The following is a 24,218-nucleotide window of genomic DNA, read 5'->3' on the forward strand; positions in this document are numbered from 1 at the left end:
AAGGATTCGCAAAGGGGCTACTATAAAAAAGACGCCCCTGTTAACAGGAACGTCGTTGGTATATTATTTGTTAATGTATTTTTATGATCGAAAACAGAAACAAGATACAGCAGTATTAGCAACTCAATATATAAAAAAGACTTTTTCTTAATTGATACAGGTAGCAATTTTAAACTTTGCTTTTAGAATTTTCTGAACTTTAAGCTCCGCCACCACCATGTCCCGTCGGTTGGATGAGCAATTGGGAAGTGTCTGCTTCTACAGTTTTAACAGTACCACTAGGCAAAATAATTAAGATAGCTAAGCTACATGAAGCTAACAGCATTATGATTTTTTTTACCATACAAATTTTGCACCTCTCTTATTAAAAGTTTATATTGAGCCTTCTCTGCCTCTGCTGCTATGTGCCGGTATTGTTCAAATAAGTCGACACATCTGATGACAATAGCCTCATTATTTATCTTAGTTGAATACTCCAAACTATGTAGTATATAGTAAATTCCTTCTTTTCGTTGACTGTGCAAGTAATATTCTGCTAACTCAGCAAGGAAACTAGCATATTGATTTGCTATTACTTGCTGACTGTACTCGCCAAACTCAGTTTGATGAACCCGGTAAGGGATATAGGCAGAAAAACGCTCCAAAATGTGATCGACGTTCCAAGAATATCGATTTGCCGATTTAATAACATTAGAAAGGGCTGTAAATATTTCGCCTTTCCTAGTGGAAATATAATCAACATAATCAGGCAAGACTTCCGATTGCCCACCTAACAAGCGATATAAATAAGTATTTGCCCTTCCCCATTCTTGAAACTGAGCTAAGGTTCGTTTCACTTCCTCGCTTTCTTCTTGTATCCAGCTTCCATCCGTATAAATCGGTACAAGATCTAAAGCAGAATTGTAGTCCCCACATTCCTCATACACAATCGATCGCATAAGGTGCGCATATAGTATATAAAGGCATAACGGCTTTTCAGGCTTTTTTTCTTTTTGGAATCTACCTTCTGAATTATACTGAAGATCGTATCTAATCTTGGCAAGCCTTAGTAATTCCTGAGCCAGCTCATCCATCTTCCGCCACTGATGCAGAGAATAATAAACATTCATTAAATGTTTCAAAGCATCCAACTGGTCCGCCTCATCCAACCGGGGAACATAAGGTTCGAACAGCGTTGCCGCCCGCAGGTTTTCGCTCTGGTCGTCACCAAGCGCAATACGGAACAAGCGGTACTGACACACGGCAAGACGTTCGGAATACTGGTATTTCTCGCTGGCGCTCACATTCTTGTATAACAATGCTGCCGCCTGCCACTGCCCTTGCTCGAATAATCCTTCAGACACCTCAAACAGCGTAGGCACATTGTTCAGATTATCGAGCAGAATTTGCACCATGCGTTCAATACAATCCATGCGCCCAAGCTCAGCACAACGGATCATAAACGGCCGCAGCCGCCGCCAGGTGGGTGCCGAATAATAGAAGCATTCATCTACATACAAGCTGAAAAAGTGATCCTCCACCTCCCCCATCCCTTTGGTAATTAACTCCAAGTGACTCATAGCTATCGGCTGATTGCCTTTTACAATCCGGCTGAGTGTCCCGGAATTAATGCCACATCTGTCTGCGAACTGATTAATGGACATGCTCTGTTCAGATAAATAGTCCGCTAGCTGATCTCGAATCGTGACTGTAGACTCCAAGGATACACCTCCTTCCGAATCCCAGAAAATAGGTTTTTGTCTGTATAACTGTAATCCTATGTGATAATATTCCAATGGTCAATATGCCAGATTGGTCTAAAAAGTGAACAGCGCAAAATATTTTAAAATTTAGGCAACAGGGTTGCCATTTCCTTATGAAACAAGGGGGAACACGTCAAAATGACCGCCAGAGCTGTACTCCCATGTACACCGCAATGGCCCAGATCAACAGTGCTGAAGCGGTGTTCAGCAGCCGGATCACCCTGCCGGAGGAATCCAATCTGCCCAGCACCCGGCCAGCCGCCGCCAGGCTCAAAAACCACATCCAGGAAACCCCCGCCGTGGCAGCCGCAAACGCCCAGCGTTCAGCACCGGTATACTGCAGGGAATTGGTGCCAATGACACCCACTGTATCCAATAGCGCATGCGGGTTCAGCAGAGACACAGAAAGGGCATAGCCTACCTGGCCTTTTAGCGAGAGCAGCCGTGCCTCCCGGTACCCCTCTCCCGGCGTTGCGCTCCAGATTTTCCAGCCCATGATGCACAGAAATAGGATTCCTGCACCGTACACGATGGGCGTTACCCATTCCACGGAGAGCAGCACAAGCGAAATTCCACCGACGGCCGCGGCAATCAGCAGCGTATCACATACAGCCGCCGTAAGAACTACAGGCATCACACTGCGGAACCGGGGCTGAAGCGCCCCTTGGTTAAAAACAAATATATTCTGTACGCCCAACGGCAAAATCAGCCCAAAGGCCAATAGGATTCCATGCACAATGGCTTCCAGCATTAGTCTGCTCCTCTCAGTCTGTTTGCGGGGTGAATGAAGCTGGTGAATAACGGGCTGTTTTTGAATGCGGGATTCACTCCCCTTCTCCGCCGCAGGACTGATCGTACACCGCGATAGCAGAATTCGTAACCAGCCAAATTCTCCAAGTGCTGCCCAACCAAACTAAAAAGCACAGGTCAAAGGTGGTATACTCCAGAGAAGAACTCTTGCCTTTCCCGCCCGCATTATTCTCAATAAAGGATGGGCGTCAGATCAAGTCAGAGTATTGGCAGAGCATAAAACCGCAAGACCCTCGCAAAGGAGCTGGTATTTTGACCAATCAACATCAAAAGGAACAGATACAGGCAAGATCATGGACACCGGACCCGGCATCAGCGCTTCCGCTGCACAGACAAATATCCAATTATTACATGGATAAAATCCGCAGTGGCGCTTGGCCGCCCGGAATGCGCCTGGCCCCCCAGCGCGAGCTGTGCCGCCAGCTGGGTGTGAACCGCAGCACAGTGGTAACTGCGCTGGGAGAACTGTCGGCACTGGGACTGATTGAAGGCAGGCGGGGCGGCGGGACCCGGGTGGTCGATTTACGGGCCGCCGCAGACGGGTCGGTTTCGTACGGTGACAGGACGGCTGCGTCCGGTAGCCGGGCGGATGCGTCCGGTGACCGGGCGGTTTCAACGGGTGACGGGACAGGGATGTTGCCAGTCCAGTCTGCCGGAAGCTGGAATTCTTATGTCGAAGAGGGCGTCCACTATCCCAATCTGCCTACGGTGCAGGATATCAACCGCCTGGAATATGAGCAGGGGCTGATCCGTCTTGGCACCGGTGAGCCGTCGCCCGGGCTGCTGCCCGGCGAAGCCATGACCCGTGTGCTGGCTGAGCTCTCCCGGCAGACGCTGCCGCCGCTGTCCTATGAAGAACCTCTCGGCAGCCCGGGGCTGCGGAGGGCCGTAAGCGGCGAGCTGGCGAAGAACGGCATACAGGCTGATCCAGACTCTATTCTGATCACCTCCGGAGCACTTCAGGGCCTGCAGCTGATAGCGGTTGGGCTTTTGCCGCGCGGCTCTACCATACTGCTGGAGAAGCCTTCCTATCTCTATTCCATCCATGCCTTCCAATCCGCAGGAGTGAAGTTCAGCGGCCTGCCCATGGATGAGCATGGACTGCTAACGGACCGGCTGGCCAGGGAAGCCTGCCGGACCAAGGCGGCTATGCTGTACAGCATCCCGTCCTTCCATAATCCGACGGGCATCCTGATGGACGCCCAGCGGCGGCAGGAGCTTATGGATGTGACCGGCGGGCTGGGCCTGCCCATCCTGGAGGACGGAGCCTATCAGGAGCTCTGGCTCGACACGCCGCCTCCCCCGCCGCTAAAGGCGCTGGACCGCGATGGCAGAGTGCTGCATCTCGGCACACTGTCGAAATCCGCCAGTCCGGGGCTGCGCATCGGCTGGATCGTCGGCCCGGAGCCTGTCGTGCGCCGGCTGGCCGACATTAAGATGCAGACCGACTACGGGGCAAGTTCGCTCTCGCAGCTCGCCGCCGCCCGTTGGCTGGAGGGCGGGTATCATGAAGAGCATCTGCAGCGCCTGCGGGCCAGGCTGCGGCAGCGGCGGGATGCTGCGCTTGCACTGCTGCAGCATCATTTTGCCGGACTGGCTGCATGGAACGTGCCGGCGGGCGGCTTCTACATCTGGCTGTCCCTGGACAAGCCGGTGCCGCTGCGGACGCTTTTCCGCGCCGCCCATAAGGCCGGGCTGCTGCTGAACACCGGCGATCTGTACGACCGGGGCGACAGCCGCCATCTGCGGCTGTCCTACGTCTACGCCTCCACCACCGAATTAGAGCATGGCCTCCCTTTGCTGGCCGGACTGATCCGCAAGCTCCGGCAGCCCGGTTCCTGAACCGGGCTGCCGGCTAAATTCACTATATGAGTTATCCTTAAAGGAACAAAACGGCTACGCTGTCCTTCACTGGACAGCGTAGCCGTTTTGGATTCTGGTTTAGTGTGACCTCTACGGCAATATCAAGTGGAAAAAGGTTAACTATTTCAGCACCTTAGGCCTAAATGGCGTTATATTCCCCAATTAAGTTTCCTTTTTCCATTTAAATCTTAAGATTGTTGATTCCGAGGAGAAATAAGTTCCCTTTTTCCAACAAGCGCTGCGAACAGCCATCCATCAGAACATCCATCAGGGATTCTTGGTCATCGTTCTTGAGCATTATATAACCTCCTCTCACTATCAAATGACAAATAATAATATTTGTCATTTGATTACTTTAGTGATATGCTGTTTACACAGAGGAGGTCGGACCCATGAGCAAATCAAGCTCCTTTTTAAGTAAAACGGAAATTATGGACGCCGCCGAACAGACGCTGCGCCGCTTCGGGCCTGACAAGACCTCGGTAACCGATGTGGCCAAGCTGCTGGGGGTCAGCCATGGCACGCTTTACCGCCATTTTCCCAGCAAGGCGGCTCTGCGGGAGGCGGTAACGGAGCGCTGGCTGGAAGAGCAGATCGTTGTCCCGCTGGAGCAGATTGTGAAGGCCCCGGCAGACAATGCGCTCGCGCAGCTAAAGGTATATATTGCCCGGCTGATTGAGCTGAAGCGTCACTATGCCCAGCAGGATAGTGAAATGTTCAAGATGTACACGGACGTTACTATGGAAGCCGCTGAGCTGATTGAGGTGCATATCCAGCGGATAGTGGAGCAGATGGGCATCCTGATCGCCAGAGGAATTCAACAGAAACGGATTGCACAACGTGCGGAGACCAAATCGCTTGCCCGTTCGCTTTTCCATGCAACCTTAAGATTCCATCATCCGGCTCATGCCCATGAATGGCGGAGCGTCAGCATAGACCAGGAATTCGAGCAGCTCTGGCTGCTTCTGGAACACGGACTTGCCGCTTCACAGCATTCGTAATAATCCACAACATATCAGGAGGTATGTCAAATGAGTCAATCCCTGCAAGGCAAGGTTGAATAGTTACCGGGTCGTCGAGAGGCATTGGACGGAGTGTCGCGGAGAGATTAGCGGAAGAAGGTGCTTCGGTAGTCATTAACTATTCAAGCAGCCCGAAACAGGCCGAAGAGGTGGTCCAGGGCATTCAAGCCCAAGGCGGAACCGCTGCGGCGCTTCAGGCCGACATCAGCAAACCTGCACAGATTGAGCAGCTGTATAAGGATACCAAGGCATTATTCGGAAAAATCGATATTGTGGTCAACAACGCAGGAATTATGATCAACAGCCTGATTGGGGAGGCCACCGAGGAACAGTTCGACAAGCAGTTCGCGATTAACGTCAAAGGAACCTACTTCTCCTGCCAGCAGGCCTTTCTCCACCTGGAACAGGGCGGGCGCATCATCAACTTCTCCACTTCGGTCAATGGGCAGATGTTCCCGGCTTACAGTATCTATGCCGGTACCAAAGGCGCCGTGGAGCAGTTCACCCGCCAGCTGGCCAAGGAATTCGGCAGCAAAGGCATCACCATCAATGCGGTTGCTCCCGGCCCTGTCGCCACAGACTTGTTCCTGGAGGGCAAATCGGAAGCACAGCTTGAGGGACTGAAGAAGGCCAATGCCTTCGGACGCCTGGGCCAGCCGGAGGATATTGCCGGAGTGGTCAGCTTCCTTGCAGCAGAACAGTCGGGATGGATCACCGGCCAGACGCTCCGCGTGAACGGCGGATTTATCTAAGACTGTATAGGCAAAACGACTACACAAGCCGTCCCTTCCCCTGGGCGGCTTGTGATGGTTATGCCGCCTCCATGGATGTCGACGATTTTTTTGACCAGCGACAAGCCAAGCCCGCTTCCGCCTTCACTAGTGCTTCTGGCTTTGTCCACCTTATAGAAGCGCTCGAAGATGCGGGGCAGCTCGTCCTCGGCAATCCCGATGCCGTTATCCTTGACTTCGACTTCCACCCGGTTATCCAGGGTCCGCAGACGGACCGTAATCATCCCGCCCTGGGGAGTGAATTTGATGCTGTTATGCAGCAGGTTGGTCCATACCTGGCTCAGCAGGTCTTTTACAGCTTGGACAGTAACCTCATCCAGTTCAGCCTCGACGTCGATATTCTTGCCCAGCCACTGCGGCTCACAGGCCAGAATCATCTCCTGGAGCTGCTTATCCAGCCGGTACGCGGTGCGCTCGAACGGAAAGCTCTCCGCCTCCAGCGCTGACAGCTTCAGCAGATTGTCGCTGAGGCCGGAGAGGCGGCTGCCCTCTGCTTCAATGATGTCGAGATAATGAGCCCTGCTCTCCGCACTCAGCCCTTCATCCCGCAGGGCGCGCGCGAAGCCGCGAATCGAGGTGAGAGGGGACTGAATCTCATGCGAGACATTGGAGATAAAGTCCTGGCGCATCGTCTCCATCCGGCTAAGCTCGCTGGCCATTTCGTTGATGCCTTCAACAATACTGCCGAACTGCCCGTAACGCCTGTCGTTCTCCAGCTCCACCTTGAAATTCCCCTTGGAAATTTGCCGGATCGCTGTAATAATCTGGAGATAAAAGGTCCGTTCGTCTCCTCTCAGATGTCCGACCAGTGCCGCGATGGCGGCAAACAGGAACAGAATGAGAAACTGGAGCAGCATGGTCAGCAATTGGAACCTGTAGGGCGTAAGGGACCAGTTAAAATGCTTCTCGAGCAGCTTTAGTCCGAAATACCCGCCGTTCCAGGAAAGATAGAAGCCTGCGATGACCATGATTATCCCCATGACCCTTTTCACAATCTCTCCGGCTCTGCTTCCGCCCATCTATTTATCCCCCTCCAGACGGTAGCCCAGACCACGGACCGTACGAATGGCAAAACCATAGTTCTCCGCGGGAAAACGGTCACGCAAACGGCCCACATGCACATCCAGCGTGCGTTCATTTCCTTCAAAATCATATCCCCAGATCTCTTCAATCAGCCGGTCGCGCGTCAGCGTCTGCCCCGGATAGCTGGCCAGCTTGAACAGCAGCTCAAACTCCTTCAGCGGCAGCGTAATGCTTCCCTGATCTGCGGTCACCTCGTAGGTTTTGCGGTTCATGCGCAAACTGCCTACATTTACGCTCTGTGCGGCAGAAATCTGGTACCGCTTCAGCAGGGCTTTGACCCTGGCGATCAGCACCGGAGGCTCAAACGGCTTGACCAGATAATCGTCGGTTCCCAGCTCGAAGCCTTTGACGATCTGCGAGGTTTCGCCTTTGGCCGTCAGCATCAGAATCGGAATATCATAGCTCCGGCGCAGCGCCTTGCACAGCTCCCAGCCATCCATATTCGGCATCATGACATCAATGACTGCAAGATCCACTCCATTATCCTCTAGCAGCCGCAGCGCCTCAATACCATCGGAAGCACCGTATACCTCCTCCATGCCTTCAGCTCTCAAAAAGACTTCCACCAATTCGCGGATGTGCGGATCGTCGTCCACTACCAGGATTTTGGCCATTCTTCGCAGAACCCTCCTTTTCACCGCCGCCCGGAAGCACCGGTGTATTCAATTGCAGCTGCTGCTCGGCAAACTCCCGGTACAGCTCATGCTCCCGCAGCAGTTCTTCATGTGTTCCCCTGCCGGTAACCCGGCCCTTCTCCATAAAGATAAGCTGATCCGCATTTACAACTGTCGCCAGCCGGTGCGCAATGACAATCGTCGTCCGCCCCTTCATCAGATTGGACAAGGCCTTCTGCACCACTGCCTCCGACTGGCTGTCGAGACTTGCGGTCGCTTCGTCGAGCATCAGAATCTTCGGATCACGCAGCAGCGCCCGGGCAATGGCGATCCGCTGGCGCTGTCCGCCGGACAGCTTCACCCCGCGTTCGCCGACATCGGTATCATAGCCGTGCGGAAGCTCACTGATGAAGCCGTCGGCATAGGCCATCGCCGCCACACGGCGCAGCTCCTCCACGCCAACCTCCCGGTTCAGGCCGTAAGTGAGGTTATCGGCAATCGTGCCGGAGAGCAGCGGGCTTTCCTGGGATACGTAGCCGATCTGCTTGCGCCAGGAACGCAGAGAGAAATTCGATATCGGCTTCGACCCCAGCCTGATCCCTCCGCCCAGCGGTTCATAGAACCGTTCCAGCAGCGAGAAGAGCGTCGTTTTGCCGCCGCCGCTCGGTCCGACAATCGCCGTTACCTGTCCCGGCTGCATGGAGAAGCTTACTCCGCTAAGCACCGGGTCGCCTGTTGTGTAGCCAAAGCTCAAATTATCGATCACTATGGCTTCTTCTGCTCCTTTGGCTTCCTCTATCCCCTCGTAGATCTCCTCATCGGCCGCAAGGGTCTCAATGATCCGTTCGGAAGCGCCTTTGGCCTTTTGAATCTGCGTGAAAAACTGGGTCAGCTGGGTCAGCGGCATCACAATCTGAATCAAATACAGGATGAAAGCGACCAATTCCCCGGCCGTCAGCGCGCCTGAGGACACCTGCATTCCGCCGTAGCCGATAACGACCACCAGCAGCATCATAAATACAAAGGAGACCAGCGGACTGATCATGGCGCTGATTTTGCCCTCACGGATGCCGAAGGACAACAGGTTCATGATTCCGGTACGTCCGGCCTCATATTCCTTCTGTTCCGCGCCTGAGGATTTCACCAGCCGGATTTCGGACAAGACCCCGCTGAGCGTAGCGGTAAAGGATGCGGTTTCGTCCTGGGTACCCTTGGAGATTTTGTACATCTGCCGGCCCAGCGGCACCAGAATCAGTGCGGATAACGGGAGTACTGTGAATAGCACCAGCGTCATTTGCCAGTTCAGATAGAGCAGTACGGCAATCGAGCCGACGATGGAGATCACCCCGGTGAACAGGCTCGCTAAATGTTCTGAAATCAGAGTTTTGATAATCCCTGTGTCGTTCGTCATCCGGCTGACACTCTCTCCGGTGCGGTTGTCGTTGTAGTAAGCTACCGGCAGTACTAGAAATTTACGCCACAACCGGTCCCGCAGTCCCGCTACAGCCTTCTGCCCGACATAATTCAGCAGATAGATCGAGATCCCTCCGGCGATCGTCTGGGCAATAAAAGCCCCGGCAATCCCGGCAATCTGCAGCTTGCTGATCGAAGCCAGGGAGAAGCCGTCCACCAGATTCTTGGTGAACATGGGTATCACAAGACCCACCAGGGTCGATATCATGCTAAGCGCAACAGCAAACACCAATAGCCCATACGAAGGCTTGGCGCTGTGCAGGAGCTTCAGAAACGACTTCAGGGACGCCCCCTGTTTCTTATCAGATTGATTATTGTTCATGGATGTTCCCCTTTTCCAGCGGATCGATATCAGGGACCTCCGGGGTCCCCTGCCGCCTTAACTCTACTGTAACCCGGCAATGTAAACTGAAATTAAACAGAGGAATCATCCGCCGGTGCGGAAACCAGCTTCAGAGCTGCGGCATAATCCTCCGGTGTATTCATGTTGTACAAAGGGGAAGGCCCTGACGGGCCGCCCGTGAAGCCTGCCTCCGGAATATAGAGCACCTCCAGAGCGTCCAGGCATTCCATGACTCTGAACCGCCGCCCCTGCAGCGCTTCTTCCAGAACCCGCAGCACGCGCTTATGGAAGAGTCCAAGCAGCGGCTGAACACGGCCGGAATTGGACACTGAAACTACAGCATCAACCTGCAGGCAATCCCCGTTATAATTAGGCACAAGCTCCCGGCTAGGTTCTTCAACCGAACCCATCATATACCGCATAAATTCCGCTGAGGCAAACGGCAGATCACAGGCAGCCACCACGCTCCATTCCGTGGGGGCTTGGTACAGCGCCGCGTGAAGTCCGGCCAGCGGGCCGCAGCCCGGATAACGGTCAATGATTTGGGGCAGCTGCAAAAACCGGTAAGCCTCCCGCTCCTGCTCCCCGCAGGCTATGACTGTACCTGCGGCCACCTTGGACAGCTCATCCGCCAGGCGGGCAATGACTGTTCTGCCGCCAAGCTCGAGCAGCGCCTTATCACGGCCCATTCGTCTGGAATATCCTCCCGACAGCAAAATCCCCGTGAACTGTGGCATCTTTTCTCCTCCCGGCTCTCATATTTGTAGCATTCTGAAGTTATCGTATCAGACTTTACAGCGGGAGAACAGCTGACGCCTGCAGCAGAACAGGAACAAACCGACTACGCCGCCCTTCACCGGATAACGCAGCTGTCCCGGATTTCAATTTAGCGCTGCCTGGGCCTGGAGGACCTTTCATGAATCCGGCGGCAATACAAGGTGGAAAAAGGATCACTAATTCTGCTCATTTCGCTCCTGAGTGGATAGAACCACTCAATTAGTTTTCCTTTTTCCACTTAAATTCCTCTTCTGTTGATTTCTAGGGGAAACAAGTTCCCTTTCTCCAACTATTGATTGTTGTTCACCTGCTTCTCCGCCAGCGCGAGCCGGAAAAGGCTAACGAATCCGGCGGATTTCCGCTCTTATGGGTGAATTCGCTGAATTCACGTCAACTGTTCCCCAACTTCATGCCTATTTATCGGCAAAGGTGGTAATCGCAATTTCCTATATAGTAAAAAACAGACTGTTGATTTTGCAGGGGTCTGTGCTACTCTATGTTCGGAGGGGACGCTATCATCCGGCAGGCTAGAACGGCTGCAAGCCAATCTCATCTGTACAAAAATGTTACCGTTAACATTTCTTAAGATCTTCTCTAACAAAGGAGTCATTTCATGAAGCGTTATTTCGCCGACCGGCCTATTCAATCCAAATTGCTGATCTGCTTCCTGCCCATCCTGGTTCTATCCGTTGTTCTGACCGGCTTCTTCTCCTATCTGTCCTCAAGCCGGCAATTAAAAGAAAACGCTTTCTACGCGCTGTCTGACACCACTCATCAAACCGCTCTGTTCATGAACGATAAATTCATGACCATATTCGAGCAGCTAGTCAGGCTTGAGCGGAATGATGCCTTGGGCAGTATCCTGTCGGGGGAAGGACAGACAGCCGAGCAGCACCGGTACGATGATCTGATCGAGCTGCACAAGCAGCTTGACGATGTATACCATTCCTATTTTCAAATGATTGATTCCATCTTTGTGGCCTTCAATAACGGGAGGTCCTTCAATCTGCAGCAGGAATACGTCCCCCGGCAGGTACATATTGATCTGGACGGCTGGCTGAAGCGCTATAACACTTCGAAGAAAGGGTACTACTGGCTGAACAGCCATAAAGATACCATCTTCGAAACCGTAGAACAGCGAAAGGTAATGAGCAGCTTCAAAATGATCGGCACCGAAAGCTCACCGGTCAGCGGCATTGTACTGATTAATTTACGGGAAAGCTATTTCCTCGACATTATGGAGAATGTGAATATCTCTCCCGGCGGGACATTGGTGCTGATCAGTCCGGAAGGCGCCCTATTCTCCAAAGAGCTGGATAAGGGGTATGAGCTGAGCAGGGACACGATCACCGCGCTAAGAAACAGCACCGCTGGCAGTGGCAGCTTCTCAACGGACAGCAAAGAAGGGCGTAAAATGGCTATCGCCTACAATACCCTTCCGCTTAACCACTGGGTGCTTGCCGCCGTTGTTCCCGAGAAGGATATTCTGGAGGGAGCCAACCGGATCAAGTATATTACTCTGGTGATTATGGTCTTCATTCTTATCGTGGTCAGTCTGGCGGCAGCCGTTGTCGCACGCAACCTCAGCAACCCCCTCCGCTACCTGTCCAAGCAGGTTAAGCGCTTCGAACGGGGCGATTTCACCGTCAGCTTCGCTCTGGACCAGCATAATGAAATGGGCGTTCTGGCCCGCGGGCTCTCCGGGCTGCTGGCTTCGGTTGTCCAACTGCTTGATAAGGTGCGCAGCGAGCAGGAGAAGAAGCGCCAGATTGAGCTTCAGGCCATGCAGGCGCAGATTCAGCCGCATTTTCTCTACAACACGCTTAGTTCAATTAAGCATCTGATCGATATGAATGAGCGGCAGCGGGCCTCGACGATGGTTAGCGCACTAACCTCCTATTTCCGGATCAGCATCAGCAAAGGCCGGGAGATCATTCCCGTCCGGGAAGAGATGGAGCATGTGCGCAGCTACCTGATGATTCTGAACATCCGCTACAGCCAGGAGTTTGATTATGAAATCAAAGTGGCGGACGAGCTTCTGGAGCTTCCCATTCTCAAGCTGACGCTACAGCCCATCGTTGAAAATGCCATTTACCACGGCATCAAAAACAAACATGGCCAGGGCCACCTTTCCGTTACCGGCTACCGCGAGGGGGATAACGCCGTTTTTGAAGTATACGACAATGGACATGGCATCAGTGAGGCCAAGCTCTCCCAGCTCCGGGCGTCACTGCAATCGGATACGGCCGCTTATGAGGCCATCACTTACGGGCTGTGGAACGCCCATATGCGCATTTTGCTGCATTTCGGGAACAGCTACGGATTACAGCTGGACAGTGAAGAAGGAGTATACACACGGGTGAAGGTGTACCTTCCCTTTGCCAATAAAGCGAAAGGAGAGAGTGCCGATGCTTAAGATGCTGATTGTGGATGATGACAAGTGGATTCGGGAAGGCCTGCGGGCCAACGTAAAATGGAGCCGGGAAGGCATTGAAGTAGTTGCAACCGCTGCCAACGGCGAGGAGGGCTGGGAACTGGTGCAGAAGCTCCGGCCGGACATCCTTCTGACGGATATTCAAATGCCGCTGCTGGACGGCCTGCAGCTTGCCGAGAAGGTTAATGAGCGGTACGTCTTGACCAAGATCATTTTCCTGACCGGCTACGACGATTTCTCCTATGCCAAGAAGGCTCTGGACCTGCAGGCTTCCGGTTATATTCTGAAATACGAGGACAATGAGGCTATCCTGCAATCCGTTGCCGAGACAGGGAACAACCTGCGGAGAGAGAAACGTGAACTGGAAAAGGCCAGAAAGAGCCAGAGCCTGATTGAGAATAAATTTTTTGCCGACCTGCTGTCGGGGGTTCCCAGTGTGGATTGGGCCCGCCGGGAGATGGAGCTTCTGGGAATCCGGCCGGAAGGCCCTTATTTCCGGGTCGCGGTGATCCAGCCTGAAGATCTGCAGCGCTTCTCCCGGCCCGGAATGCTGGAAAATACCGAGCTGCTGCTGTTCTCCATTCAGAACATATGTGCAGAGCAGTTCACAAACCGCCTTCCTAAGCCTTTTTTTGTCCCTTACAACCACCGGATCAATATTATCCTGAACCTGGCAGACACGGACGGGACCTCACCATCCGGCTGCTCCCTTGCCACGCTGTTGGAGGACATACGCTATACGATTGAGTCCTGCCTAAAAATCCCTGTCAGCATCGGTGTCGGTACGGTCTGCGAAGGCTTCGGGCAAATCCCCTATTCCTACAACAAGGCCCTGGCTGCGGCCCATATGAAGGATGTCGCGGGCAGATCCGGACTATTTTTCTGTGACGAGATGAGCCATTCCCAGCATTCACACCATACGCTGCTGAAGCAGATGGAGAGCTATATCCACAAAAATTATGCCGACGAGAATCTCAGCCTGGCAGCCATCGCCGGTGAAATCCACATTTCTCCGTCGTATGTAAGCACACTTTTCAAAAAATACAGGGAAATCAACGTCATTGAATACGTAATCCGCATCCGGATGGAAAAAGCCGCTGAGCTGCTTAAACAGACGGATTATAAATCCTATGAGATCAGTGAAAAGGTAGGGTACGGCAATCCCCAATATTTCAGCGTGCTGTTCAAAAAGCATTATGGCATGTCCCCGTCCGATTACCGTAAATCACAGCGGGATGAACTGTCAAAGAAAACAAACAACCTTTGAAAGATATCTTATTCAGTACATGCGCCTTCTGGATTACGATTGTTCTGGAGGTGCGGTTATGGAAATTACGCGACAACCCGGAAACGGCAATCTTGCCTTATCCACACTGAGAAAAAGAAAACGAAAGAAAGGGGAGGCTTGGGTTCCCTACCTGCTGATTGCCCCCACGGTGCTGCTGATCGCAGGTATTCTCATATTTCCGATCTTCAGGGTATTCGACCTGAGTGTTCAAAGTTATGATTTCACCCGTCTGCAGGATGCGGGCTATATCGGACTGGAGAATTTCCGCCATATTTTTACGCAGGATGATCTTTTCTACTCCACCCTCGTCACTACGCTGAAATGGGTATTTTCCGAGGTGGCCCTGCAGCTGGTATTCGGACTGATTGTGGCTCTGCTGCTTAACCAGTCTTTCCGGCTGCGCGGTTTGGTCCGTTCGCTGGTGCTGGTCCCCTGGGCTGTGTCGGGAGTGCTGACCACGATGCTGTGGTCGCTGATGTTCAACCAGCATATCGGGATCATCAACGACATCCTGCTGAAGCTTGGAATTATCCATGAAAAAATCGCATGGCTCGCCAATCCGGGCACAGTATTCGGTTCCGTGGTCTTTGCTGAACTGTGGCGGGGCATTCCCTTCTTTGCCATCACTCTGCTTGCGGCCTTGCAGACTATACCGCATGAGGTGTACGAATCCTGTGAGGTTGATGGGGCCGGAAAGCTGAAGAAGCTGTTCCATATTACGCTCCCTTATCTGAAGGAGAGCATTATCTTTGCCACACTGCTCCGGGCGATCTGGGAGTTCAACTCGATTGACATGATTTTTACGATGACCAATGGCGGGCCGATGGATATGACAACGACACTGCCGATTTACATGATGAAGACCTCGATTCTGGAGGGCAACTACGGTTACGGATCGGCGCTTGGCGTGGTGACCTTCCTGTTCCTGATGATCTTTGTCATTCTGTATCTGAAGCTTAACCGGGCAGGGGGCATGCAGGATGAGTAGCAAAACCGCCCGCCGGATCGGGAGCAAACTGCTGTTTTACATTCCGCTGGCCTTGACGCTGATCCTTGTGCTTGTGCCTTTTCTATGGGCAATTTCTACTTCCTTAAAAAGAGAATCGGACATTATGAGCCCCGTGATTCATTATCTGCCGCAGCCCATTACCTTTGCAAATTATATCAGTGTGTGGAACGAAAATAGCTTCTCGCAGTATTTTCTGAACAGTGTGCTGGTATCGGTCATGTCGGTCGTAGTGATTACCCTTCTGTCCGTAATGAACGGCTACGCGATGAGCCGCTTTAAGTTCAAGGGAAAAAGCGCGTTCATGCTGATCCTGCTCGCTACCCAAATGATGCCCGTAATCCTGTTTGTGATTCCGCTGTTTCTGATTTTTAAGAATCTCGGGCTGATCAACACTCCTTACTCACTGGTCCTTTTCTATATTGTGCTGCAGGTGCCGTTTAACACGATACTGATGCAGGGCTTCATCTCCTCCACACCAAAGGAAATTGACGAAGCTGGCATGGTCGATGGCGCAGGCCGATTCCGCATCATCATGACCATTATCGCGCCGATTGTGCTTCCGGGCATTGTGGCGACCAGTGCCTTTGCATTCATTGGGGTGTGGAATGAATTCCTGGTCGCCTTCTCCTTCATCACAACGCCGGACCGCTTTACCATCCCGATCGGGCTTAAGTTCATGATTGGGGAGTTCAGCGTGCAATACGCTTCACTCGCGGCGGGGAGCATCATCGGCCTCATCCCTCCTGTACTGCTGTTCATGTACATCCAGCGTTATTTGGTGGAAGGTCTCGGCGGTGCCGTCAAAGGCTGAATTCCGGCCAGAAGAAATGCAACGATCCTCACAACATCATTTCAGGGAGGTCTATTGTTAATGACAAGAAAATTACGGGGAACAGCCCTTGTGGCCGCTTCGCTGCTGCTGGTGCTGTCCGGCTGCGGTTCGGACAAAACATCCAATTCAAATGCATCTGCAGCGGACGGGAGCGCAAACACCAGCGGCAAAGGCGAACCCGCCACGATCAGCTTCTGGGCGGCTGCGGTGACGACAGAGCGCAATGCTTTTTTTGAAAAAATCATCAAACAGTTCGAGGAGGAGAATCCGGATATCAAAGTGGACTATCTGGGGGTTCCGGGGGACCTCTCCGCCTACGAGCAAAAGGTTAACGTAGCCATCTCCGCAGAACAGGCACCGGATATCATGAATGACTTCAAAGCCGATCTGCTCTCCAGAGATGTGCTGGAACCTTTGGATACGTATTTTGACGGTTGGGCCGACAAGGATCTGATCTCTTCGGAGCTGATTGCCAGCAACCGCAAGCTGGATACGAAAGAAGGGAAATTGTATGCGCTCCCATACAGCTCACAGACCTGGAATCTCTGGCTGCGCCCTGACTGGTTCAAGGAAGCCGGCCTACAGCTGCCCGATACCTGGGATCAATTCTTCGAAGATATTGCCAAGCTCACGGATAAGTCCAAAGACCGCTATGGCCTGAGTATCCGCGGCGGTGCCGGCAGCGCCAATACGCTGGAAATGCTGATGTATTCCTACTCCGGGATTACCGATTATTTCACGCCGGAAGGAAAGTCGACGATTAACGATCCGCTGCATGCAGAGTTCCTGGAGAAATATCTGGGTGCCTACAATGTATATAGTCCGGAAGATGACTTGAATAAAGGCTGGACTGAACTGGCGGCTACCTTCCAATCCAATAAGGCAGCCATCGTGGTCCATAATCTGGGCTCGGCAAGCTCTCATGAAAAAGCCTTCGGCGGTGACTATACCAAATTCGAGGCTGTTCCGTTTCCAAAAAGTGTGAAGGGCTACCGTGAACATCCCGGTCTTGCTCCGCTTGGCCTGACCATGAGTAAAACAGCGAAGAATAAAGAAGCCGTATGGAAATTCATGACTTTCTATTTATCCCATGACATCAACAGCCAATATGCGAAGCTATATGGTGAGATTCCGGCCAACAAGGATGCCGCCTCCGATGCCTGGGTACAAGATATTCCATATATGAAATCCGCCTCCGATCTGCTGAATTCTGCAGATACCCATTTTGCCGATAACCCGTATTATTTACCGGGCTACAGCAACATTCAGAAGAAGGCTGAATCCATGATCCAAAAAGTAATGGCCAAAAAAATGACCGGACCGGAAATGCTTAACGAGTGGGCCAAGCTGCTGGAAGCTGAAAAGCAGTCCTATGATCAAGCCCAAAAGTAACTTACCCCCACAGATATGGAGGCCAGAATGAATACACCTGCTGTTACAGATTCCGGACTCTGGATTCCCGATCAGGAGAACGGGACCTACATCAATCCGATTATCTATGCCGATTACTCTGACCCGGATGTCATCCGTGTGGGAGAAGACTTTTTCATGACGGCTTCAAGCTTTACGCACATACCGGGTCTGCCGATTCTTCATTCCCGCGATTTGGTGAACTGGCGCATCGTCAATCATGCCCTGCCCCGGCTGGAGCTTCCTGGCTACGACAAGGTGCAGCATGGCAAAGGCGTATGGGCTCCAAGCCTGCGGTATCATGAGGGCCAGTTCTGGATCTTCTACGCCACACCCGATGAAGGTATCTTCATGACGAAGGCGGATGATCCGTTCGGAGCCTGGGAACCGCCGCATTTGCTGAAGGCTGCCAAAGGATGGATTGACCCCTGCCCCTTCTGGGATGAAGACGGGCAAGCCTATCTGGTCCATGCCTACGCCCACAGCCGTTCCGGCCTGAAGCATATTCTGAACCTGTGCAGGATGTCCCCTGACGGCACAACATTGCTTGACGACGGCACAATCATTGTGGACGGAACGGTAAAGCATCCCACGCTGGAAGGCCCAAAAATGTATAAAAGAAACGGCTATTATTATATCTTTGCACCAGCAGGAGGGGTTCCGACAGGCTGGCAGGCGGTCTTCCGCTCCAAATCCATTTATGGTCCCTATGAAGATAAAATTGTCCTCCAGCAAGGAGAGACCCCGGTGAACGGCCCTCATCAGGGCGGATGGGTCGAGCTGGCCTCCGGTGAGTCCTGGTTCATTCATTTTCAGGATAAAGGCGCTTACGGGCGGATCACCCATCTGCAGCCCATGGAATGGCGCGAAGATTGGCCCGTGATGGGCCGGCTTGCGCCGGACCGGGAGGTCGGGGAGCCTGTAGAGCTCTGGAAGAAGCCTGACGCCGCAGCGGGAGATGTGTGCATTCCGCAGACTTCAGATGATTTCTGCGGGACTGCGCTCGGCTTGCAGTGGCAATGGCAGGCCAACCCCGCTCCCGGTTGGCATCGCCTGATCCCCGGCGGCGGCTTGAGGCTGAATGCCGCTCCTCTTCCAAGGGACTGCCGGACGTTGTATGACACACCGCAGCTGCTTATGCAGAAGCTGGCTGCGCCCGCTTTTACAGCTACCGTCAAAATCACTCCACGCTTCTCCTCCTGCGGTGAACGCGCGGGACTGGTCGTCTTGGGACACCGGGCGTTCTGCATCGCGTTGTCCCTTGACCCGGCCGGAGATCTCTGGCTGGCCCGATACGAGAGCGGTACTGCGGATGATCCCGGCCGAAAGGACCTGGATATCAAAATCTCCGCGATTCGTATCCAGACAGAGTCCCTGTATCTCAGGGCCAGTTTTGAAGAAGCTAACGGCTGCCGTTTCAGCTTTAGCCCGGAGGGTTCCGATTTCACCGAGTTTGGCAGCCCCTTCAGGTTAGAGGAAGGACAATGGGTTGGAGCCAAGGTTGGCTTATTTGCCCTCTCCCTGACGCCGGGTGAACCACAAGGCTATGCGGACTTTGAGAGATATACGATTTCATAACTACAACCCACATAACTCCATAATGAAGCCCGGCTTAGCATAAGCAGCAGCGCAGCGATCCTCCAATGGAAGAGAATCTCTGCGCTGCTGTCTTTTAGCGCTGATTGAGCAGCAAGATAAGGGCAGCTTCTCCGGATACACTCCCTTACTGGACAGATCCCTTTCAGGCAGCAAAACGCGATGCCCGCAGCAGAAATAATTAAGCAGTTGGAAATCTGATCAAAAGTTGGTTTGTATCCCTTTTCAACAAGTGTTACAGTGATAGAAGCAGCCTCTTCAATGCTGCCATGAATACAAGCAAGGCATTTAGCAGGAAAGGAGTGCCCAATTTTGCGGGAGAACCTTGATAAACAGTTTTCCTTCACCTCATTGAAGTGGTTCAACTTCTTCTTGTATGGAACGGTCGTTCTCTTCACCAGCTTCTTTCCCCTTTATCTGCAGGAAGTGGGAATGAACAAGCTGGAGATCGGGAGCCTAATGTCGGTCGGGGCGCTTGTCTCCATTATTGCCAATCCCTTCTGGGGCATCTGGACCGACCGGTATCAGAATATCCGGCGGATTGTCCTGCTGATGCTCACAGGCACGCTGGTATTATCCCAGGTCGTATTCCAGGCAAATACATATGAAATGATCTATGCTTCCATATTGTTTTTTTATTTCTTTCAGGGACCGCTGTTTGCCGAGAGCAATACCATGATCCTGAGCTACATTGACGGTACCAAGCACCGCTTCAGCTCTTTCCGGCTATGGGGATCGCTGGGCTGGGCCTTTACCGCAATCCTGGCCGGACCTGTGATTGAGTGGGCCGGTGTATCCGTGCTCTCCTATCTGTTTGCGGCGCTGCTCTGTGCAGCCATGATCTCGCTGATTGTCCTGCCCAGACTCGACCATTCCATCGGGATTGCGCCGCTGCCGTTCAAGGGCTTCCGCCAGATCTTTTATAATGCCTTTTTTCTGAGCTTCATCTTCTTTGGCATTCTGGTTTCGATCCCCAATACAATGAACAATACCTTCGTGTCCCTGTACATTACAGAGCTTGGAGGCAGCAAGACCATGATCGGTCTGGCGGTGTTTCTCTCCTCGATTCTGGAGGTGGCTGTTCTTGTCCTGTGCGACCGTTACCTGAAACGCAGCATTCCGGTGCTGCTTGGCTGGCTCGCCCTGGTCAGCGCACTGTTCGTCTTGCGCTGGCTGCTGATGGCCGATGCAACAACTCCGCTGCAGGTGGCCTTTATTCAAATTCTGCATTGCGTTACGTTCGGCGGGTTCTTCTATGTCGGCACCCGGCTGACCATGCTGCTGGTTCCGAAGCCTTACCGTTCCTCGGGACAAGCGCTGTATACCCTGACTTGGAGCGGGATCTCGGGGATTATGGGCGGCGTTCTCGGCGGCTGGCTGTATCAGTATCTCGGCGCGCAGAGCATGTACCAGTCCGGAGTCTTTCTATCGCTGATTGGGACTTTGGGGTTCGGTGCCATGTGGCTGCTCGTCAGCCGTGGCGGCTATCACCCCCAGGACGGGCATCCGGAAGAAGAGTGGAATGAAATTGAGCTGAACCGTTGATGCTCCAAACCTCTTAAAAAAATGGGTACGCGTCAACATCGGCAGCAGGGAATTAGCCCCGCCGCCGGACAAGCCCATCACAAACAGCAAAGCAGCGGTTCTCCCATGGGTGGAGAATCGCTGCTTTGGGTCCATTGCCGCGTGCATCGGCAAATAATCTGCCACGTCGTGCCGCTAGTAGAGAGTGCCGCGGCCGCGGCAGCTTAATCAAAGGTATTTTTACCTTTGATTTCGCCACTTCCGGCCGCGGCGGACCATTCAAAGGTATTTTTACCTTTGATTTCGCCACTTCCGGCCTCGGCGGGCCATTCAAAGGTATTTTTACCCTTGATTTCGCCACTTCCGGCTTCGGCGGGCCTATTCAAAGGTATTTTTACCTTTGATTTCGCCACTTCCGGCCTCGGCGGGCCATTCAAAGGTATTTTTACCTTTGATTTCGCCACTTCCGGCCTCGGCGGGCCATTCAAAGGTATTTTTACCTTTGATTTCGCCACTTCCGGCCTCGGCGGGCCTATTCAAAGGTATTTTTACCTTTGATTCGTCCCACGCCAAGAGGCTGCCCCCGTCATATGATGACTTCGGACAGCCTCTTGTGCTTAAAGTAGCCTCAGCCTTATTTGGCAGGCTGGAATGAGCTTTTTAGAGAAACGATAAGATTGAACACCGGATGCCCCGGTGTGGAATATCTGCTGTCCACGTTGAAGTATCCATGACGGAAGAACTGGAACTTGTCCTGCGGCACGCTGTCCTTCAGTCCCGGCTCCACAAAACCATGCAGAATCTCGATTGATTTCGGATTCAACTGGTCAAGAAAACTAGGCTCGGGCTTATCAGTAGTAGGCTCCATGCCCTCGACTTCAGCCTCCTGATCGGCCTCCTCAGCGGAAATCAGCGGCTCATAGAGGCGGAATTCCGCCGGTACGGCCTGGCCGGCATCCACCCAGTGCAATGTTCCCTTAACCTTGCGGCCGGTGAAGCCGCTGCCGCTTTTGGTCTCCGGATCATAAGTGCAGTGAAGCTCCACAACCTCGCCGTTCTCGTCCTTGATGAAATCCGTACACTTGATGAAATAGGCATTCTTCAGGCGCACCTCATTGCCGGGGAACAGACGGAAATATTTGTTCGGCGGGTTCTCCATGAAGTCGTCGCGTTCAATATAGATTTCGCGGGAAAATGGAATCTGGCGGGTGCCCATAGCTTCATTCTCCACATTATTCTCAATTTCGAACCATTCCGTTTGGCCTTCCGGATAGTTGGTGATAACCACCTTCAGCGGCCGCAGCACCGACATTGTCCGGGGAACCGTCAGCTTAAGGTCCTCACGGATGAAATGCTCCAGCATCTGCAGATCCACCAGCCCCTGGCTTTTGGAAATGCCGGTCTCATGCACGAAACTGCGAATGGCTTCCGGTGTATATCCACGGCGGCGAAGCCCGGAGATCGTCGGCATGCGCGGATCGTCCCAGCCATCGACATGGCCTTCATCCACGAGCAGCTTCAGCTTGCGCTTGCTGGTGACCGTCTGCGCGAGATTGAGCCGCCCGAATTCATATTGATGCGGCGAAGCCGGCATATCACACTCGGCTACCACCCAGTCGTAGAACGGACGCTGATCCTCAAACTCCAGGGAACAGAGGGAGTGCGTTACGTGCTCGATGGCATCCTCAAGCGGATGAGCAAAAGTATACATCGGATAGATGCACCAAGCATCACCCGTATTATGATGATGGGAATGGGAAATCCGGTAAATGACCGGATCACGCAGGTTGATATTCGGGGAGGACATGTCGATTTTGGCCCGCAGCACCTTTTCGCCATCCTTGAATTCTCCTGCACGCATCCGGCGGAACAGATCCAGATTCTCTTCGATGGTGCGCTCCCGGTACGGGCTGTTCACCCCCGGCTCGGTCAGTGTACCGCGGTATTCACGGATTTGCTCAGCCGTCAGGTCATCGACGTAAGCCTTTCCTTTTTGAATCAGCAGTTCTGCCCGTTCATACATTTCCCCAAAATAATCCGAGGCAAACCGTAGCTCATCCCATTCATAGCCGAGCCACTTTACATCCTCTTGTATAGAGTTTACATATTCCGTATCCTCTTTGAGCGGATTGGTATCGTCGAATCTGAGATGTGTCCTGCCGCCGAATTCATCTGCCAGGGTGAAGTTAATCCAGATCGCTTTGGCATGCCCGATATGTAAATAACCGTTAGGCTCCGGCGGAAAGCGGGTCACCACTTCCTTTACTTTTCCCGAGCTCAGGTCTTCGGTAATGACATTCTTAATGAAATTGGAGGGTGTTCCACGGTTCTCCACAGTTATCAACCTTTCATTCTGTAATATTACTACTTCCTTGTATGAACATGTTTCCTACTAATATACCCGTTAAGCGGGGAATGTTCAATAAAAGTCAAGAAGAAACGGCCGGGAAGTCCAGCTATAGAGGCCTGTTTGTTCATGGTGTTTTGACTTATTTCCCGGCTATAGAGTAGCATGGGGATTATAGTGTATGTATCTTTATAATTGCTATAAGAGGGGGACTTATTCATGAAGCCAATCAAGCTGCCCAAAGAGCAGCGGGATACCATTACCGAGAATATCCGGGCCTACTTCGAAGCCGAACGGGGAGAGAGCATCGGCCATCTGGCGGCGGACAGCCTGCTGGAATTTTTCCTGCAGGAGCTCGGACCGGCGATTTATAACGGAGCGCTGGGCGACTGCCGCACACTGGTAGGCCAGCGCATGCAATCACTGGAGGACGACATTTACGCACTGGAATGGAAAAAACGTTAATCCTTGAACCGGTAGAGGGGGCAGCCTCATGTTTAATTATGTCATTGACGAAGAGCTTACGCTGAAGCTGTTGATGCCTGAGCACGCACGCCATATGTTCGCGCTGGTGGAGCGCTCGCGCGCCCGGCTCAGACAGTGGCTGCCTTGGGTAGACGGTGTTACGGAGCAGGCTCATTTGGAGACTTTTATCAAAAATTCAGTCAAACAGGGCAGTGAGAACGGCGGCTTCTCTGCCGGACTGTGGGTGCGGGAAGAACTGGCCGGCATTATCGGATACCACGAAATTGACTGGCACAACCGCTCGGTCGGCATCGGCTACTGGCTCGGCGAAGGCTATGAGGGTAAAGGCTACATGACCAGTGCCTGCCGGGTCTTCGTGGACTATGCACTGCTTGAAATGGATCTGAACCGTGTTGAAATCCGCTGCGCTACCGGCAACCGGACGAGCCGGGCGATTCCTGAACGCCTGGGCTTCGTGTTCGAAGGCGTGATCCGCCAAGCAGAAAAGCTTCCGTCCGGCTACATGAATCACGCTGTCTACGGGCTGCTGCGCAGTGAGTGGAAGCTGCTGGGCTGAATGGGCTGAAGACAGCACGTTTGTCCAAACTATTCGCAACGGGCAAAGCCCTGGGGGAATTATTCCTCCGGGGCTTTGCTTTCCTAAACTCAGATTGTTTATTCTCGTTATAGACGGAATCCTTCTGCGCGCCGTGCAGTTCCCAGCAGCAGTTGAGGTTGCGTAACAGTAGTACCCCACGGAGACTTAACATTGCCCCGATTCGAGGCCGTGCGCTG

General features: G+C 52.9%; 21 protein-coding genes and 1 pseudogene. 13 read left to right on the plus strand and 9 right to left on the minus strand.

Features of this window, described 5'->3' with window-relative positions; all coding sequences use genetic code 11:
- Window positions 1-305: 305 nt before the first annotated feature.
- On the minus strand, window positions 306-1,700 hold the full coding sequence (locus PGRAT_RS28925; protein WP_025703406.1) for a helix-turn-helix domain-containing protein: 1,395 nt from the start codon (window positions 1,698-1,700) through the stop codon (window positions 306-308).
- 175 nt (window positions 1,701-1,875) lie between these two features.
- Window positions 1,876-2,493 carry a LysE/ArgO family amino acid transporter gene (locus PGRAT_RS28930; RefSeq protein WP_025703405.1) on the minus strand — a complete coding sequence of 206 codons (618 nt, stop codon included), beginning with the start codon at window positions 2,491-2,493 and terminating at the stop codon, window positions 1,876-1,878.
- A 311-nt stretch (window positions 2,494-2,804) separates the two neighbouring features.
- On the opposite strand from PGRAT_RS28930, the gene PGRAT_RS28935 reads away from it, so the two are divergent.
- The 3 genes and pseudogenes from PGRAT_RS28935 to PGRAT_RS28945 all read left to right on the plus strand — a co-directional run bounded on the left by PGRAT_RS28935 (window position 2,805) and on the right by PGRAT_RS28945 (window position 6,189).
- Window positions 2,805-4,394: an aminotransferase-like domain-containing protein gene (locus PGRAT_RS28935; protein ID WP_244884042.1), complete on the plus strand. Its 1,590-nt coding sequence runs from the start codon at window positions 2,805-2,807 to the stop codon at window positions 4,392-4,394.
- A gap of 413 nt (window positions 4,395-4,807) precedes the next feature.
- On the plus strand, window positions 4,808-5,416 hold the full coding sequence (locus PGRAT_RS28940) for a TetR/AcrR family transcriptional regulator (protein WP_025705393.1): 609 nt from the start codon (window positions 4,808-4,810) through the stop codon (window positions 5,414-5,416).
- Between the two features lie 30 nt (window positions 5,417-5,446).
- Window positions 5,447-6,189, plus strand: a pseudogene (locus PGRAT_RS28945) (SDR family oxidoreductase).
- Here PGRAT_RS28945 and PGRAT_RS28950 read toward each other — a convergent pair.
- The 4 genes from PGRAT_RS28950 to mobA form a co-directional block, all read right to left on the minus strand.
- Window positions 6,186-7,247: a sensor histidine kinase gene (locus PGRAT_RS28950; protein WP_025705392.1), complete on the minus strand. Its 1,062-nt coding sequence runs from the start codon at window positions 7,245-7,247 to the stop codon at window positions 6,186-6,188. The pseudogene PGRAT_RS28945 and the gene PGRAT_RS28950 sit on opposite strands and share 4 nt — an antisense overlap.
- Window positions 7,248-7,925, minus strand: coding sequence for a response regulator transcription factor (locus PGRAT_RS28955; protein WP_025705391.1), 678 nt, complete (start codon window positions 7,923-7,925; stop codon window positions 7,248-7,250).
- Window positions 7,855-9,720 carry an ABC transporter ATP-binding protein gene (locus tag PGRAT_RS28960; protein WP_025705390.1) on the minus strand — a complete coding sequence of 622 codons (1,866 nt, stop codon included), beginning with the start codon at window positions 9,718-9,720 and terminating at the stop codon, window positions 7,855-7,857. Before PGRAT_RS28960 ends, PGRAT_RS28955 begins: the two co-directional genes overlap by 71 nt.
- 92 nt (window positions 9,721-9,812) lie before the next feature.
- Entirely contained in the window at window positions 9,813-10,478 is a 666-nt protein-coding gene (gene mobA, locus PGRAT_RS28965) for a molybdenum cofactor guanylyltransferase (RefSeq protein WP_025705389.1), read from the minus strand.
- A 653-nt stretch (window positions 10,479-11,131) separates the two neighbouring features.
- On the opposite strand from mobA, the gene PGRAT_RS28970 reads away from it, so the two are divergent.
- The 6 genes from PGRAT_RS28970 to PGRAT_RS28995 are packed head-to-tail and all read left to right on the plus strand — an operon-like array spanning window position 11,132 to window position 19,069.
- Window positions 11,132-12,934: a sensor histidine kinase gene (locus tag PGRAT_RS28970; RefSeq protein ID WP_025705388.1), complete on the plus strand. Its 1,803-nt coding sequence runs from the start codon at window positions 11,132-11,134 to the stop codon at window positions 12,932-12,934.
- A complete protein-coding gene (locus PGRAT_RS28975; RefSeq protein ID WP_025705387.1) occupies window positions 12,927-14,219 on the plus strand; it encodes a response regulator in 1,293 nt (430 codons plus the stop codon). The genes PGRAT_RS28970 and PGRAT_RS28975 overlap by 8 nt, the downstream gene beginning before the upstream one ends.
- Window positions 14,220-14,277: 58 nt before the next feature.
- Window positions 14,278-15,228 carry a carbohydrate ABC transporter permease gene (locus tag PGRAT_RS28980; protein ID WP_025705386.1) on the plus strand — a complete coding sequence of 317 codons (951 nt, stop codon included), beginning with the start codon at window positions 14,278-14,280 and terminating at the stop codon, window positions 15,226-15,228.
- Window positions 15,221-16,060, plus strand: coding sequence for a carbohydrate ABC transporter permease (locus PGRAT_RS28985; protein ID WP_025705385.1), 840 nt, complete (start codon window positions 15,221-15,223; stop codon window positions 16,058-16,060). The genes PGRAT_RS28980 and PGRAT_RS28985 overlap by 8 nt, the downstream gene beginning before the upstream one ends.
- Before the next feature lie 60 nt (window positions 16,061-16,120).
- Complete coding sequence (locus PGRAT_RS28990) at window positions 16,121-17,473, plus strand: ABC transporter substrate-binding protein (protein WP_025705384.1); 1,353 nt, start codon at window positions 16,121-16,123, stop codon at window positions 17,471-17,473.
- A gap of 27 nt (window positions 17,474-17,500) precedes the next feature.
- Window positions 17,501-19,069 (plus strand): glycoside hydrolase family 43 protein, encoded by a 1,569-nt coding sequence (locus tag PGRAT_RS28995; protein WP_156124083.1) that lies wholly within the window; start codon window positions 17,501-17,503, stop codon window positions 19,067-19,069.
- Here the strand turns inward: PGRAT_RS28995 and PGRAT_RS33825 are convergent.
- A complete protein-coding gene (locus PGRAT_RS33825; RefSeq protein ID WP_167337215.1) occupies window positions 19,036-19,485 on the minus strand; it encodes a hypothetical protein in 450 nt (149 codons plus the stop codon). The genes PGRAT_RS28995 and PGRAT_RS33825 overlap by 34 nt on opposite strands.
- Here PGRAT_RS33825 and PGRAT_RS29000 point away from each other — a divergent pair.
- Both PGRAT_RS29000 and PGRAT_RS33830 read left to right on the plus strand, forming a co-directional pair.
- Window positions 19,400-20,632 carry an MFS transporter gene (locus PGRAT_RS29000; RefSeq protein WP_025706655.1) on the plus strand — a complete coding sequence of 411 codons (1,233 nt, stop codon included), beginning with the start codon at window positions 19,400-19,402 and terminating at the stop codon, window positions 20,630-20,632. The two genes, PGRAT_RS33825 and PGRAT_RS29000, sit on opposite strands and share 86 nt — an antisense overlap.
- Before the next feature lie 125 nt (window positions 20,633-20,757).
- Window positions 20,758-21,015 carry a hypothetical protein gene (locus PGRAT_RS33830; protein ID WP_167337242.1) on the plus strand — a complete coding sequence of 86 codons (258 nt, stop codon included), beginning with the start codon at window positions 20,758-20,760 and terminating at the stop codon, window positions 21,013-21,015.
- Here PGRAT_RS33830 and PGRAT_RS29005 read toward each other — a convergent pair.
- Window positions 20,990-21,184 (minus strand): hypothetical protein, encoded by a 195-nt coding sequence (locus PGRAT_RS29005; RefSeq protein WP_042267576.1) that lies wholly within the window; start codon window positions 21,182-21,184, stop codon window positions 20,990-20,992. The genes PGRAT_RS33830 and PGRAT_RS29005 overlap by 26 nt on opposite strands.
- A gap of 61 nt (window positions 21,185-21,245) precedes the next feature.
- On the minus strand, window positions 21,246-22,946 hold the full coding sequence (locus PGRAT_RS29010; protein ID WP_042267578.1) for a glutamine--tRNA ligase/YqeY domain fusion protein: 1,701 nt from the start codon (window positions 22,944-22,946) through the stop codon (window positions 21,246-21,248).
- A gap of 231 nt (window positions 22,947-23,177) precedes the next feature.
- On the opposite strand from PGRAT_RS29010, the gene PGRAT_RS29015 reads away from it, so the two are divergent.
- Both PGRAT_RS29015 and PGRAT_RS29020 read left to right on the plus strand, forming a co-directional pair.
- On the plus strand, window positions 23,178-23,423 hold the full coding sequence (locus tag PGRAT_RS29015) for a DUF2164 domain-containing protein (RefSeq protein ID WP_025708035.1): 246 nt from the start codon (window positions 23,178-23,180) through the stop codon (window positions 23,421-23,423).
- Between the two features lie 28 nt (window positions 23,424-23,451).
- Window positions 23,452-24,000, plus strand: a complete 549-nt coding sequence (locus tag PGRAT_RS29020) for a GNAT family N-acetyltransferase (protein WP_025708034.1) — start codon at window positions 23,452-23,454, stop codon at window positions 23,998-24,000.
- Window positions 24,001-24,218: the final 218 nt, after the last annotated feature.

Origin of the sequence: Paenibacillus graminis, assembly GCF_000758705.1 — a bacterium.
Taxonomy (GTDB): domain Bacteria; phylum Bacillota; class Bacilli; order Paenibacillales; family Paenibacillaceae; genus Paenibacillus_AQ; species Paenibacillus_AQ graminis.